This window comes from Flavobacterium sp. RHBU_24 (genome assembly GCF_046613695.1).
Classification (GTDB): Bacteria; Bacteroidota; Bacteroidia; order Flavobacteriales; family Flavobacteriaceae; genus Flavobacterium.
The window spans coordinates 63,210-77,234 of sequence record NZ_JBKJHD010000006.1 but is presented as its reverse complement, the minus strand read 5'-3'; the positions used below and the strand labels follow the sequence as shown (position 1 = coordinate 77,234).

7 protein-coding genes are annotated in these 14,025 nt (G+C 43.1%); 2 read left to right on the top strand and 5 right to left on the bottom strand.

The window, feature by feature from the left end:
- Position 1: 1 nt before the first annotated feature.
- Entirely contained in the window at positions 2-3,079 is a 3,078-nt protein-coding gene (locus ACLI09_RS07990; RefSeq protein ID WP_411419080.1) for a SusC/RagA family TonB-linked outer membrane protein, read from the bottom strand.
- Between the two features lie 681 nt (positions 3,080-3,760).
- On the opposite strand from ACLI09_RS07990, the gene ACLI09_RS07985 reads away from it, so the two are divergent.
- The gene (locus tag ACLI09_RS07985; RefSeq protein ID WP_411419079.1) at positions 3,761-6,382 is read left to right on the top strand and encodes a glycoside hydrolase family 3 C-terminal domain-containing protein; all 2,622 of its coding nucleotides are present in this window, start codon (positions 3,761-3,763) and stop codon (positions 6,380-6,382) included.
- 210 nt (positions 6,383-6,592) lie between these two features.
- Here the strand turns inward: ACLI09_RS07985 and ACLI09_RS07980 are convergent, their stop codons facing one another.
- The 4 genes from ACLI09_RS07980 to ACLI09_RS07965 all read right to left on the bottom strand — a co-directional run bounded on the left by ACLI09_RS07980 (position 6,593) and on the right by ACLI09_RS07965 (position 11,757).
- Positions 6,593-7,717 (bottom strand): endo-1,4-beta-xylanase, encoded by a 1,125-nt coding sequence (locus tag ACLI09_RS07980; protein WP_411419078.1) that lies wholly within the window; start codon positions 7,715-7,717, stop codon positions 6,593-6,595.
- Between the two features lie 24 nt (positions 7,718-7,741).
- Positions 7,742-8,851: a glycoside hydrolase family 43 protein gene (locus ACLI09_RS07975; RefSeq protein ID WP_411419077.1), complete on the bottom strand. Its 1,110-nt coding sequence runs from the start codon at positions 8,849-8,851 to the stop codon at positions 7,742-7,744.
- Between the two features lie 85 nt (positions 8,852-8,936).
- On the bottom strand, positions 8,937-10,259 hold the full coding sequence (gene xylA, locus ACLI09_RS07970; RefSeq protein ID WP_411419076.1) for a xylose isomerase: 1,323 nt from the start codon (positions 10,257-10,259) through the stop codon (positions 8,937-8,939).
- Positions 10,231-11,757: a xylulokinase gene (locus tag ACLI09_RS07965; protein WP_411419075.1), complete on the bottom strand. Its 1,527-nt coding sequence runs from the start codon at positions 11,755-11,757 to the stop codon at positions 10,231-10,233. The genes xylA and ACLI09_RS07965 overlap by 29 nt, the downstream gene beginning before the upstream one ends.
- Positions 11,758-12,071: 314 nt before the next feature.
- On the opposite strand from ACLI09_RS07965, the gene ACLI09_RS07960 reads away from it, so the two are divergent.
- Positions 12,072-13,985: a sialate O-acetylesterase gene (locus ACLI09_RS07960; protein WP_411419074.1), complete on the top strand. Its 1,914-nt coding sequence runs from the start codon at positions 12,072-12,074 to the stop codon at positions 13,983-13,985.
- The last annotated feature ends 40 nt before the right edge of the window (positions 13,986-14,025 follow it).

Below are 14,025 nucleotides of genomic sequence, written 5' to 3'. Positions count from 1 at the left end.
TTTAAAATGTTAAATTCAATCCTATTATAACATTACGGGTTACCGGGGTGTTTGTACCTACTATAGGTATACGGCGGGGTCCGCCCACGGCAACGTTTTCATTTCCGTAAGAGTTTGGTTCAGGATCCATACCCGACTCTTTATAGTAAGGCGAGTAAATAACAAAGGGGTTTTGCACCGTACAATACAACCTTAACCTGTCTACTCCGGCATCTTTAATAAATTTTTGTGTAAACGAATATCCCAGTGTGAGGGTACGTATTTTTACATAAGAGGCATCAAAATAGGCCAATGTACTCGCATATTTAGGGTTATCTCCACCCTGTATACCGCCCGGCCTCGGATATCTGGCATCGGTATTTTCCGGTGTCCAGTAATCAACACTAACGTTATTACCAGACCTTGCGTTCAGGGTATTAAGGTAGCCGGAACCGCCGTAAAGCGTGCTTACCAGTATACCGCCATGCTGGAAGGCGCCAATAGCCGCAAAATCAAAATTCTTGTAGGTTACGTGGGTATTAAAACCGCCCTGGTACTTAGGGTTTATATCTAATATCTGGCGGTCAGCCGGGCCAATTGCCCTAACCGGTGTTCCATCAGTATTATACTCTCCCGTATATTGCACTTTTATCATACCCACGTTTCCGCCCGGCTCTAAAATGTCCCTGTAAGGATCACCTTCCTGCCAAAGCCCAATGTACTTATAGTCAAAAATTGAGTTGATGGCATGCCCCACAAACCATTGGTTACCCTCATCCCTTGTTTGTCCCGATGCAAGGCTAACAATTTTATTACGGTTGCCGTATATGTTAACACCTGCATCCCAGGTAAAGCCGCCTTTGTTATCTATAATGATACCGTTAAGAGAAAACTCAATACCCTTGTTTTCCGTTTTTGCAATATTAGTTAAATAACTACCCGTACCGGCAGTCGCGGGAAGGCCAAGGCTCATAAGTACATCGCTGGTTTGCTGGTTATAATATTCTAATGTGCCTGTTAAGCGCCCGTTAAGGAACCCAAAGTCTAAACCGTAGTTATATGTTGCCGTATATTCCCATCCTAAATTTGGGTTAGGCGCTGTACTAACATTAAGGCCAAACACATTTGTGCTGCCAAAATTATAAGGGCGCGTCCCTAAAGACCCCAATGTAGTGTACGGAGCTATAGACTGATTTGATGCCTGGCCGTAGCCTGCACGAAGCTTTAACTGGTCTATGGCAGTAGCGCCAGCCATAAATGCCTCTTTTTTAATATTCCACCCCACAGAGATAGCCGGGTAGGCATGCCATTGATTACCAGGGGCCAGTACCGACGCACCGTCTGAACGGTAAGCCGCACTTAGCATGTAGCGGTCATCATACGAATACATTACACGGCCCATATATGACATTAAGCCCCTTTTACTATATGTCTGTTCATTAGGGGCAATGGCAATAATGTTAGCCTGGCCTAAACTGTAAAATTGAAAATTGTCGTTAGGGATATCCCTTGCTGAAGCGGTAGACCTGTTATCTTCTCTTTGTTGCGCAGAATATAAAGCTACAGCGCTAACTGAATGTTTGCCAAATGTTCTGTCATATGTCAATAAATGTTCAGCCGTCCATTCCCTGGTATTGGCATTACCTATAGAGGCAGTAGAAACCGTTTGGGGAACCGCGTTAAATGTACCTTTGCCTGTAAAGTTACCATCAAAGCTCTGGCGGAAATTCAAGCCAAGGTTTATACGGTACTTAAGGCCCTCAACGCCGGGTATTTTAACTTCGGCAAAAAGGCTGTTGTATGAACTGAATGCCCTGTTTTGGCTTACAAAATTATCCCCCGCGGCTTCATAGCGCTCACGGGTTGGTGTCCATAGTGTTCCAGAAGTTTGCTGTTGTACCGTTTCTTTAATGGTTCCGTCTTCGTTATACGGATTAATTATTGGAGACAAAGACAATGCATTATACATAGCCCCTACTCCATTATTGGTTATTGCATAATTGTTAGTAGTATTTATACCAAAATGGAAAGCGCCTACATTTTGGTCGAATGCACCACGGAGTGAAAAACGCTCGTAATCCTGCAAGGGTATCACTGATTCGTCTTTAAAATAACCGGTACTAAAATTATAGCTCCCTTTAGGTGTTCCACCGGCTATACCTATATCGTGGCTGGTTATCATACCGGCATCCTTTAAGATAAGTTTCTGCCAGTCGGTATTTACATCATTAGACTCGTCTACGGTGTTTTGAAACTGTACCCCAATTACACCGGCATCTGCGCGAAGCTGTGCAAATTCAGAGCCGCTCATCATCGGAACCCTCGAAAATACAGTCCGTACCCCGGTGTAGCCGTTGTAGGTAACTTTAGCCTCCTGGCCCATTACACCCTTATTGGTAGTAATCAGGATAACACCATTGGACCCCCTTGAACCATAAATAGCAGTTGCCGAAGCATCTTTAAGGATATCAAGGCTCTTAATATCGCCGGGGTTAATATCTGATAGCGAACCACCAAAAGGTATACCGTCAAGTACAATTAGTGGGCTATTAGCATTCTCATCAAGCGACCTCGCACCCCGCACGCGTATTTGCAATGCGGCACCCGGCCTGCTCGATGTTTGCGTAATTTCAACACCAGCAACACGTCCCTGTAGCGCCTGTGTAATGTTAGCTGTAGGCATTTCACGTAATGCGTCACCTTTTATTGAAGCTACTGAACCGGTTACCGCTTCTTTGCGCTGGGTACCGTATCCTATAACCACTACTTCTTCAAGTTGCTTTGACTCTTCTGTTAGGGTAACGTTAATTGTTGATTGGGTTACAACAACTTCCTGTGTTGTAAACCCGATTGAGCTGAACACTAAAACTGAGTTTTGCGGGGCGCTGATTGTAAAGTTACCATCAACATCAGTTGAAGTTGAATTTGTGGTACCTTTAACCATAACGCTTACACCGGGAATACCTAACTGGTCTGTCCCGGAAATTACTTTTCCTGTTACGGTAGTCTGCGCCTGCGCATAACTAAGCGGAATGCATAATAACGCAAATAAGAGTATCAAGCGTTTTGATAAAATTGATACTTTGTAGATTTTCTCCATAAGTTAAATCGGTTAATTATTAGTTATTTTTGTATTAATTAGATTGTTTATAATTTAAGATATTAATTATGGAGTAGTGTGCAACTAAAACGATTTCGTAAAAAAACAATACGCATCCCCCCACATATCAACTCTTAATAATAAACAGCATCTTATGGTAACAGCACCAAAAGTAGAATTTAGTTTTTACCAAGCACAAAAACCATCCGAAAATCTACGAATACGTTTTAGTAAATTAATTAGTGTATTTTATACATTTTTACAATAATTAGAATATATTAGATATAACTTACAATACAGCAGGTAAACAATCAAATATTCAATAAAAAGTGTGTTTCATTGAATATTTTATTTTGAGGTAATTTAATAAAATTATATCTCCTGCTTAATTTGTATTTATTCAATTGTGGCTACTTGCCTATAACTATAATATGTTTTAATTTTAGGCAAATTATCATTAGAATGTTTTTTTGCCAACGGGCCATCGTATTATACCGGAGTTTATAATCTGCTAAATAAAAATTCATAATGCAGCTTTTTTATAACACCTCATGAGGCTTTTTTATACCATTCACTAAAACGTATTCGTAACTATTTAATTGTATATAACCATATCTGTACCACATGGCATATTTTTGATAAATATCTGCCATTAACACTTAAAAACTAAAATTAAAACAAATGAACCTGTATCAACGATTTACAGTACTCGCTGTAATTATTTTATTTCAGCACAATAAATGCGCCGCACAAAACCAATACCCTTTTCAGGACCATAACAAAAGTTTTGAAACCCGTGTAGACGACCTTGTAAGCCGCATGACCCTGGAGGAAAAAGTATCTCAGATGCTTAATGCGTCTCCCGCCATAGAACGCCTTGGTATACCGGCGTATGACTGGTGGAACGAAACCCTGCACGGGGTGGCCCGCACACCTTACAAGGTTACCGTATACCCGCAGGCAATTGCAATGGCGGCAACATTTGATAAAACATCTTTATTTACGATGGCCGATTATTCAGCCACCGAAGGGCGTGCAATATTTAATACAGCTATTAAGGAAGACCGTCCTACAAATCGTTACATGGGCCTCACCTACTGGACACCCAATATAAATATTTTCAGGGATCCGCGCTGGGGCCGCGGCCAGGAAACCTATGGCGAAGACCCTTACCTTACCTCGATGCTGGGCGATGCCTTTGTACGGGGGCTGCAGGGTAACGATCCAAAATACCTTAAAGCGGCCGCGTGTGCTAAACATTATGCGGTGCACAGTGGGCCGGAACCCGACAGGCACGTATTTGATGTAGATGTAAGCGCCTATGACTTATGGGACACTTACCTGCCCGCGTTTAAAAAACTGGTTACGCAGTCTGACGTTGTGGGTGTTATGTGCGCCTATAACGCTTTCCGTACGCAGCCCTGCTGCGCCAGCGATATACTAATGAATGACATTTTACGTAACCAATGGAAATTTAAAGGCTATGTAACATCGGATTGCTGGGCCATCGATGATTTCTTTAAAAATCATAAAACCCACCCCAATGCCGAATCGGCAGCATCAGATGCTGTGTTTCACGGTACTGATATAGATTGTGGTACGGATGCTTACAAAGCGCTTGTTAAGGCTGTTAAAGACGGCATGATTCCGGAGTCGCAAATAGACATCTCTATAAAACGCCTGTTCATGGTACGTTTTCAGTTAGGAATGTTCGATCCCGTTTCTATTAATCCCTACGGTAACATAACCGGCGCCGCGCTGGAGCGTAAAGAACATACCGACCTTGCCTTAAAAATGGCACAACAATCAATGGTGCTGCTTAAAAATGAAAATAAGACCCTGCCCCTCAGCAAACAATTAAAGAAGATAGTGGTATTAGGCCCTAATGCCGATAATGCTATATCTATACTGGGTAACTATAATGGTATACCTACAAAACTGTCAACAGTGCTGCAGGGTATTAAAAATAAAGTAGGCGCTAATACTGAAGTAGTATTTGAAAAAGCGGTAAACTTTACAAATAATAATATACTTGCTTACAAGGATTTAAGTAGCGAATATAGCTATGATGGCAAACCCGGCTTTAAAGCAGAATATTTTAATAACGTACAGCTTAGCGGCACGCCGGTTGTAACCACCGAAAAAACACCTGAGCACATGTGGCAGGAAGGCGAGCAGGTAACGGGCGCGATAATTGCAAAAAACTTTTCAGCACGGTATTCTACTAATTACAAACCCGCTGCGGATGATATGATAACTTTTGAAGTTGATGGTGATGACGGGTACAGGCTGCTAATTAACGGCAAAAAAGTGCTCGATGCCTGGGAAAGGAACCGCTGGGGTGCAAAAACCTATGAGCTTGATGCTAAGAAAGGCACAGTGTATAACATAACCCTTGAGTACTTTCAGGGCGATGGAAGCGGGCATATAAGGCTCAGCGCCGGAAAATATGTTAAAAGCAATTTTGATGCCATCGCAAACAAATATAAAGACGCCGACGCATTTGTATTTGTAGGAGGAATTTCGCCACAGCTTGAAGGCGAGGAAATGAAGGTAAACGACCCCGGGTTTGAAGGTGGCGACCGCACATCGATACTACTTCCTGCAATACAGACGGAGTTAATGAAATCCCTTAAAAAAACTGGCAAGCCCGTGGTATTTGTAATGATGACCGGCAGTGCCGTGGCAACCCCATGGGAATCAGAAAATATACCGGCAATACTAAACGCGTGGTATGGCGGACAGGCCACCGGAACAGCGGTTGCGGATATTTTATTTGGCGACTGCAACCCTTCAGGAAGGCTGCCCGTTACTTTTTACAAAAGCGACAGCGACCTGCCTGCATTTAGCGACTATACTATGAACAACCGCACCTACCGTTATTTTAAAGGCACTCCGCTATATGGTTTTGGGTACGGGTTAAGCTATACCAACTTTGCGTATGATAAATTAGATTTACCTTCTAAAGTACAAAAGGGCGCGCCTGTAAAAGTGTCGGTTAAAGTAACAAATACAGGCAAAGTAGCCGGAGACGAAGTTGCACAGCTGTACATTAGCAATACAGACGCTAAGATTAAAGCACCCATAAAAGCGCTTAAAGGCTTTGAGCGTATTAACCTTAAACCCGGTGAGAGCAAAGTAGTAACCTTTAATGTATCTCCTGAAGATATGTCTTATGTTACAGAAGATGGTACACTCACCCAGTTTACCGGCAATATAGAAATAGCCGTAGGCGGTTATCAGCCCGGCGAGCCAAACAAATCGAGCAGCAGCCTGATTAAGAAAACACTGAATATTAAATAAGCAATAGAATGCAAAAAGTAAAGGGCAATCGGTAACATGATTGCCCTTTTTTTGTTGCTATATAGTATATCAAATCCTGTATTTGTATTCTATAGCCTATTTTCAGGTGGGCTAATATAACCGTAATAAAAAAAGCCTGCCGGATGATTTCCGGCAGGCTCTGTGTATTAAATATGTAACTTTAAGAGGTAGGATGTAGCGACACCAAATTTATTTGGCCGCCTTTAAAATTGCCTCTTTAACCTGGGTTTTAGCGCTCAGGTCACGGTTAAAAGGCAGCGGGTAATTTGTACGCCCCCTTATAGGCCAGTTATTCAGCCAGGTATTACGGTCTGAAAGGCCCCAGAAAGTAACCCTGTCTATTTTGTTTTCATACTTCATAAAAAGCTTAAACAGGCTTTGGTAGCTGTCTGCCAGTTTTTTCTCTATATCCTTCGGCAGGCCATCAGTATACGGGTCAAGCTCTTTTTTATATGCGGCATTGTTAGATACATCTGCTGTGGTGCTGGCTCCTTTATCAGGAAGTACAGAAATATCCAGCTCGGTAATATTAACATTTACACCCGCTTTTATAAAATCCTGCAGGGTAGATTCTACCTCACTAATTGCCGGTCCGGTTAAACTATAATGCCCCTGCTCCCCTACTGCTTTTATAGGCACGCCTTTTGCTTTTAGCTGGTTTACAATTTTAACCGCGCCTGCACGCTTTTCCTTTTTATATAAGTTATAATCATTATAATACAGCTCTGCGTCAGGGTCGGCAGCGTGGGCATATTCAAAGGCCTTCACTATATAGTCGTCTCCCAGTATGTTGTACCATTTAGATTTACGTAACGTGCCGTCTTCGTTCAGCGCTTCGTTTACCACATCCCAGCCTTTTATAACGCCTTTGTAGCGCCCCACCACTGTATTTATATGATCCTCGAGCCTCTTAAGCAATGCATCGCGGGTAAGTAAATTCCCCTGATCATCTTTAAACACCCAGTCCGGGGTTTGCGAATGCCAAAGCAGCGTGTGGCCTATAATAAACATGTCCATCTGTTTTCCTGTTTTTACATAGGCATCGGCATGTTCAAAATTATAGGTGTCTTTACTGGGGTGGATATTCTCCCATTTCATGTCATTTTCAGGCGAAATACTGTTAAACTCCGCTTTAATAAGCTTTTGTTCTTCAGGATTGCTTCCGTTAGACTGCCACCTGTTAAGCGCGACACCGATATAAAATTTGCCTTTAAATGCATCTTTAAACGACGTATCTTTTACGTCCTGGGCATTTGTAAAGCCACAAGCCATAAAAAACGACCATAAAAATATACTCCTCTTTATTAATTTCATGAAATGAGTTATTAATGGTTTAACCTACGGGTTTATAAGTTCGATGGTGCCATCCGCGTTGTGGGTAAGCTCGGTAACTTTTATGTTTCTCAGGTGTGTTTTACCCGATAGTTGCGTGTCATGGTAAAAAATATACCATTTACCCTTAACCTCAATTATAGAATGGTGCGTAGTCCATCCCTGTACCGGGTTCATAAATGTTCCCTGGTAGGTAAAAGGGCCTGTAGGTTTATCGCCTATGGCATAAGCAAGGAAATGCGTATCGCCTGTAGAATAGGTAAAGTAATATTTACCGTTAAATTTGTGCATCCACGAGCCTTCAAAAAAGCGCCTGTCATGGTCAGAAGTTAACAAAGGCTTACCATCTTTGTCGTTGATTACAACATCGGCAGGGGTACCGTCAAACTGCAGCATGTCTTTGCTCAGTTTTACCACCTTGCACGATAATGCCGGTTTATCTTCCTGTTTAGAGTCTGTTTTAGAGCCCTGTGCATCAAATTTTCCGGTTGCCCACTGTTGCAGCTGTCCGCCCCATATACCACCAAAGTACATATATGAAGTACCATCCTCATCTGTAAAGACAGCAGGGTCTATACTGTAGCTGCCGCTTATCGGTTCCTTTTCGGCTTTAAAAGGCCCTGCAGGTGACTTGCTTGTAGCAACACCGATATGGAAAACGTCATCTTTATCTTTTACCGGGAAATACAGATAGTATGTATCGCCTTTTTTAGCAACATCCGGTGCCCAAAGCTGGCGTTTTGCCCAGGGGATATCTTTTACAGAAAGCGCTACACCATGGTCAGTAACCTTGCCGCCAATGCTGTCCATAGAAAGGATGTGGTAATCGTCCATGGCAAAATGGTCGCCATTGTCATTTTCAGGGATACCCGCATCAATATCATGCGACGGGTATATGTATATTTTACCGTCAAATACGTGGGCAGAAGGGTCAGCCGTATAAATTTCAGAAATCAGCGGCTCTGACAAGAATTTTTTCTCTGTAGCCGGGGCTTCTTTCGGTGCCTCAGTATCAGCTGCCTTATCGGCTTTACCATTGCATGAGGTTGCAGCCACAGCCGACAAAAGGATTACTGACTTTGCTGCGTTATATACTATTGTATTTTGTTTTTTCATATTGTATTTTACTAAATCGATATAGTTAATTAAAAAGATAAAAGCCATTTTAAAGGGTTATCTTTAAAATGGCTTAAATAATGTATTAATATGCGTTAGCAATAATCTGCTCAAACAGTTCCTGCCTGCCGCTTAATGCTTTTGGCTCACCGTTCTGGCGGGCATAAGCGCTAAGGTCTTCCAGTGTAAGTCCGCCTTTTTCAAACTCCGCACCTTTACCAGCGTCAAATGATGCGTAGCGCTCTTTGCGAAGCTGTGTATAATTAGTGTTTTTCAAAATGTGCTCTGCGCTTATAAGGCCGCGTGCAAAAATATCCATACCACTAATGTGGGCAATAAATTTATCTTCAAGGTCTATTGAGTTCCTCCTTATTTTGGCGTCAAAGTTAATACCGCCGCCCTTAAGGCCTCCTGCCTGAAGGAAAACAAGCATAGCCTGTGTAACTTCATAAATATCTATAGGGAACTGGTCAGTATCCCAGCCGTTTTGATAATCGCCACGGTTAGCGTCAAGGCTGCCCAGCATGCCGGCATTAGCGGCTATCTGCATTTCGTGCTCAAAGGTGTGGCCTGCAAGCGTAGCGTGGTTTACCTCAAGGTTAAGTTTAAAGTCGTTCTGTAAGCCGTATTTGTTAAGGAAACCAATACAGGTTGCCGCGTCAAAATCATACTGGTGCTTCATAGGCTCCATAGGCTTAGGCTCTATAAGGAAGTTGCCTGTAAAGCCTTTGCTGCGTGCATAGTCGCGGCAAATAGTCAGGAACTGAGCAAGGTGGTCCTGCTCACGCTGAATGTCAGTGTTCAGCAAGCTCATATAACCTTCACGGCCACCCCAGAACACATAGTTCTCACCGCCAAGGGCAATAGTAGCGTCAATCGCTATTTTTGCCTGTGCAGCAGCATAAGCAACCACATCAAAGTTAGGGTTAGTAGAAGCACCGTTCATATAGCGTGGGTTGCTAAACAGGTTACTGGTACCCCAAAGCAGTTTAATGCCGGTTTCTTCCTGTTTTTCTTTAGCATAGGCTACAACCGCCTGTACACGCTGCTCAAATTCAGCCAATGTAGGGGCTTCGTCTACTAAATCCACATCGTGGAAGCAGTAATACTCGATGCCCAGTTTTTCCATAAATTCAAAACCGGCATCTAATTTATCTTTTGCGCGGGTTACAGCGTCTTCGTTGCTGTCCCATGAATGTTTTTCGGTACCGGGGCCAAACGGGTCGCCACCTGTGTTTACAAGGGTATGCCACCAGGCCATAGAAAATTTGAAGTGCTCTTTTAATGGTTTGCCTGCTACAACCAGGTCTTTGTCATACCATTTAAAAGCAAGGGGGTTATTGCTCTCGCGCCCCTCAAATTTTATTTTGTCTACTGTACTAAAGTAAGCTTGTTTTGTACTGCTCATTTTGTTTATATTCAATGTTAATATTCATTTTCCATTCCTGGTAAATATCAGTGTAAACACTTGATAATTGTGTAGATGGCTCTATACGCTCCAGGCAGTGCAGCCCGGTAAATGCCTCGTCCAGCGTTTTGTAGAACCCGGCACCATATGCCGCGCCGCGTGCCGCACCATCTGCTCCTGCAGTATTATACAGCTCTACAGTAGTATTAGTAGTGTTAGCAAATATTTCCCTGAAAACAGGGCTTAAAAACAGGTTAGCCATACCGGCACGCACTACTGTGCCGCCCGCACCCGACTCTTTCATAACATCAAAGCCATAGTTCATCGCAAAAACGATGCTCTCACAAGCGGAACGTACAAGCTCCGGCGACTGGTGTATGTTGAAATTAAGGTTTTGGATACCCGAAAATATGGGCTTATTATTAAATATACGCTCTACGCCGTTACCAAATGGGTAAAAACGCAGGCCTTTACTGCCCGGTTCTGCCTTCATGGCCTCCGCGTTAAGTTTGTTGTATGAAACCGGCTCATTATTACCCAGCGACATTATCCTGCGCAGCCAGCTGTATAGGATACCCGAGCCGTTTACACAAAGCAACACACCATTTCGCTTTTCCTCTATAGTATTGTTAACGTGAAGGAATGTATTGATGCGGTTCTGCTCGTCGCTGGCATCTTTATCGGTAACCGAATATATTACCGCTGATGTACCTGCTGTCGTAGCTATTTCACCGGGCTTAAGCACGTTTAATGAGAGCGCATTATTTGGCTGGTCGCCGGCACGGTAGGTTATTTTAACGTTAGGGTTAAAACCTAATTCCTGTGCGACTTCAGGGCTGATAGTAGCCTGTTCGCCAAAAGTTGGCACGATTTCAGGGATTATAGATGTTGGGAGGTCAAATGCCTCAAGAATTTCTACAGCCAGGCGGCCTTCACTAAAATTCCAAAGTGCCGCTTCAGATAAGCCTGATGGGGTAGTCTGGGCACGGCCGGACAGTTTTGCCGCTATAAAATCACCCGGAAGCAGCATGTGTACCGCTTTATAGAACAACTCAGGCTCATGTTCCTGAACCCATTTTAGTTTAGAAACCGTAAAGTTACCCGGGCTGCCCAATATCCGGTCCTGGCATTTTTTATGACCTATCTTATTGTAAAAATCCTCCCCTATTTGCGCTGCACGGCTATCACACCATATTATAGATGGCCTTACCGGGTTGAGCTGCGCATCGGTAAGCACAAGCCCATGCATTTGGTACGCTATGCCTATAGCCGAAATCTGGGAAAAGTTTATATTGTAATCCGCCTTTAGCGTGGCAATACCTGTTTTAACATAATTCCACCACTGGATTGGGTCCTGCTCGGCCCATCCGATGTTTTCGGCAAAAAAGCCCATTTCCTGTTCAGGGACACTGATTGCTGCTAAAGTATGCCCTTTATCGGCGTCATATACAGATAGTTTTATTGAAGAACTTCCTAAGTCAATACCGAGAAACAGCATATATTATATTATAAAGATTATTAATATTTAAAAGCGGGACAAATATATAATTATTTATATTATTGTCAAAACGACCATATCCTAAACCCATGTTCTATCTTACCGCAACTCAATGATATAAAATAGTAAAGGATTAGGATTGCCCAAATATACTTCTTTAGTATAAACTGGCAAGAAAAAACAACGAAAAAAAACACGAAAACGATTTCTTTAATATTTAATAAAGAAATGCGTAATTAATTGGCAGAATCTTTACTTTGTATTTAATTGCGCGTAATGGCAATAATTTCAAAATTTTACAATAAAACCATTATATGAAACTTAAAAAATTCCTGTTCCTTTTCAGTGCACTCATGTCGTTTGCCGTGATGGCTTCGCAAATTACATTACCTAAAATTGTAGGGAATGGCATGGTACTACAGCGCGGCGAAGAATTAAAAATCTGGGGCCGGGCTTCTGCGGGAGAAGCCGTAACCCTGAAATTTAATAAAAAAACGTATGCCGCCGTTACAGGCAAAGATGGAATGTGGAGCGTAAAGCTCCCCCCTATGAAAGCGGGCGGCCCTTATACCATGGAGTTTAAAGGTAAAAACACCGTAATATTAAACGACATCTTAATAGGCGATGTATGGCTGTGCGCGGGCCAGTCTAACATGGTGCATCAAATGCGACTTCACAATGTGCGCTATGCGGAAGACATTGCTAAAGCGGACAATGTGCAGATACGGCAGTTTTTTGTTCCCAATACCACAAACCTTTTAGCGCCGCAAAATGATTTTAAGGAGGGTGAATGGAAAACAGCCACCAGCGCTAATATTGGCGATTTTTCGGCGGTAGCCTACTTTTTTGCAAAAAAGCTGTATGAAGAATACAAGGTGCCCATAGGCATTGTTAACGCAAGCTGGGGCGGCACGCCCATTGAATCGTGGATAAGCGAAGACGGGTTTAAAAAATTTCCTGATGTTTTAGAAACCGTTACTAAAAATAAAGATACCGCCTACATCGCCAGCCAAACGGCAAAGGGAGCTAACGGCAGGCCGGAACCGGAAGACAAGGGGATTACACAGCAATGGTATAGTACCGGATATGTTGAAAAAGGGTGGCATACTATTGCCATACCGGGCTACTGGGAAGACCAGGGCGTGCGCGACCTCGACGGCGTGGTGTGGTACAGGCGCACTATAGATGTACCACAATCGATGACGGTTGATAAGGCTAAAGTATTCCTGGGCCGCATAGTTGATGCGGATGAAGTGTATATTAATGGCAAAAAAATAGGCAATACCACCTATATGTACCCGCAACGCCGCTATGAGGTGCCACAGGGGATATTGCAGGCCGGTAAGAACCTGATTGCGGTAAGGGTAACAAATAATTCGGGCAAAGGCGGTTTTGTACCTGATAAGCCCTACTATATAGCATCCGCTAAAGACACTATAAACCTTACAGGGTACTGGCAGTATAAAGTAGGCCGTGTAAATACACCGTCGGGCAGGCCGGTCAACTTTGGCATAGCCCTGCACAACCAGCCTACCGCACTGTATAATGCAATGGTTGCCCCTATAATTAATTATAAGGTAAAAGGTTTTGTATGGTACCAGGGCGAAAGCAATACCGGCAAGGCCGAAGACTATACAACGCTGCAAACAGCACTTATAAAAGACTGGCGTGGTAAGTGGAATAAAGAGCTGCCGTTTATATTTGCGCAGCTGCCGGGGTTTATGGACTACCGTTACCTGCCTTCAGAAAGCCAGTGGGCACTGTTCCGTGAGGCGCAGGCAAAAACGTTGTCAATACCTAATACGGCAATGGCTGTTACTATCGACTTGGGGGAATGGAACGACATACACCCTGACCGGAAACAAGAAGTGGGCGAACGCCTGGCCTTAGCCGCCGAAAAAGTAGCTTACGGCAAGAAGTTAGTGTATACGGGTCCAACTTTTAAATCGTATACTATAGAAGGGAATAAAATTATACTATCTTTTGACAATGCGCCTACAGGGCTTACTACCAGCGACGGCGAAGCACCCGAAGAGTTTGCAATAGCCGGGGCAGATAAAAAATTTGTATGGGCTAAGGCAAAAATAGAGGGCTCTAAAGTAATTGTATGGAGCGACGACATTGCAGACCCTAAATATGTACGGTACGCATGGGCTGATAACCCGGTAAACCCTAATTTGATAAATACTGAAAAACTACCCGCAGCACCATTCCGAACCGATGAATAATAATTCTGGTAGTATGTATAAAATTTTACGGTATATTTAA

Bases quoted from the DNA above. Each gene is read 5' to 3' on its own strand.
- ACLI09_RS07965 (WP_411419075.1), bottom strand. From the start codon at position 11,757: ATGCTGTTTCTCGGTATTGACTTAGGAAGTTCTTCAATAAAACTATCT.
- xylA (WP_411419076.1), bottom strand. From the start codon at position 10,259: ATGAGCAGTACAAAACAAGCTTACTTTAGTACAGTAGACAAAATAAAA.
- ACLI09_RS07985 (WP_411419079.1), top strand. From the start codon at position 3,761: ATGAACCTGTATCAACGATTTACAGTACTCGCTGTAATTATTTTATTT.
- ACLI09_RS07990 (WP_411419080.1), bottom strand. From the start codon at position 3,079: ATGGAGAAAATCTACAAAGTATCAATTTTATCAAAACGCTTGATACTC.
- ACLI09_RS07975 (WP_411419077.1), bottom strand. From the start codon at position 8,851: ATGAAAAAACAAAATACAATAGTATATAACGCAGCAAAGTCAGTAATC.
- ACLI09_RS07960 (WP_411419074.1), top strand. From the start codon at position 12,072: ATGAAACTTAAAAAATTCCTGTTCCTTTTCAGTGCACTCATGTCGTTT.
- ACLI09_RS07980 (WP_411419078.1), bottom strand. From the start codon at position 7,717: ATGAAATTAATAAAGAGGAGTATATTTTTATGGTCGTTTTTTATGGCT.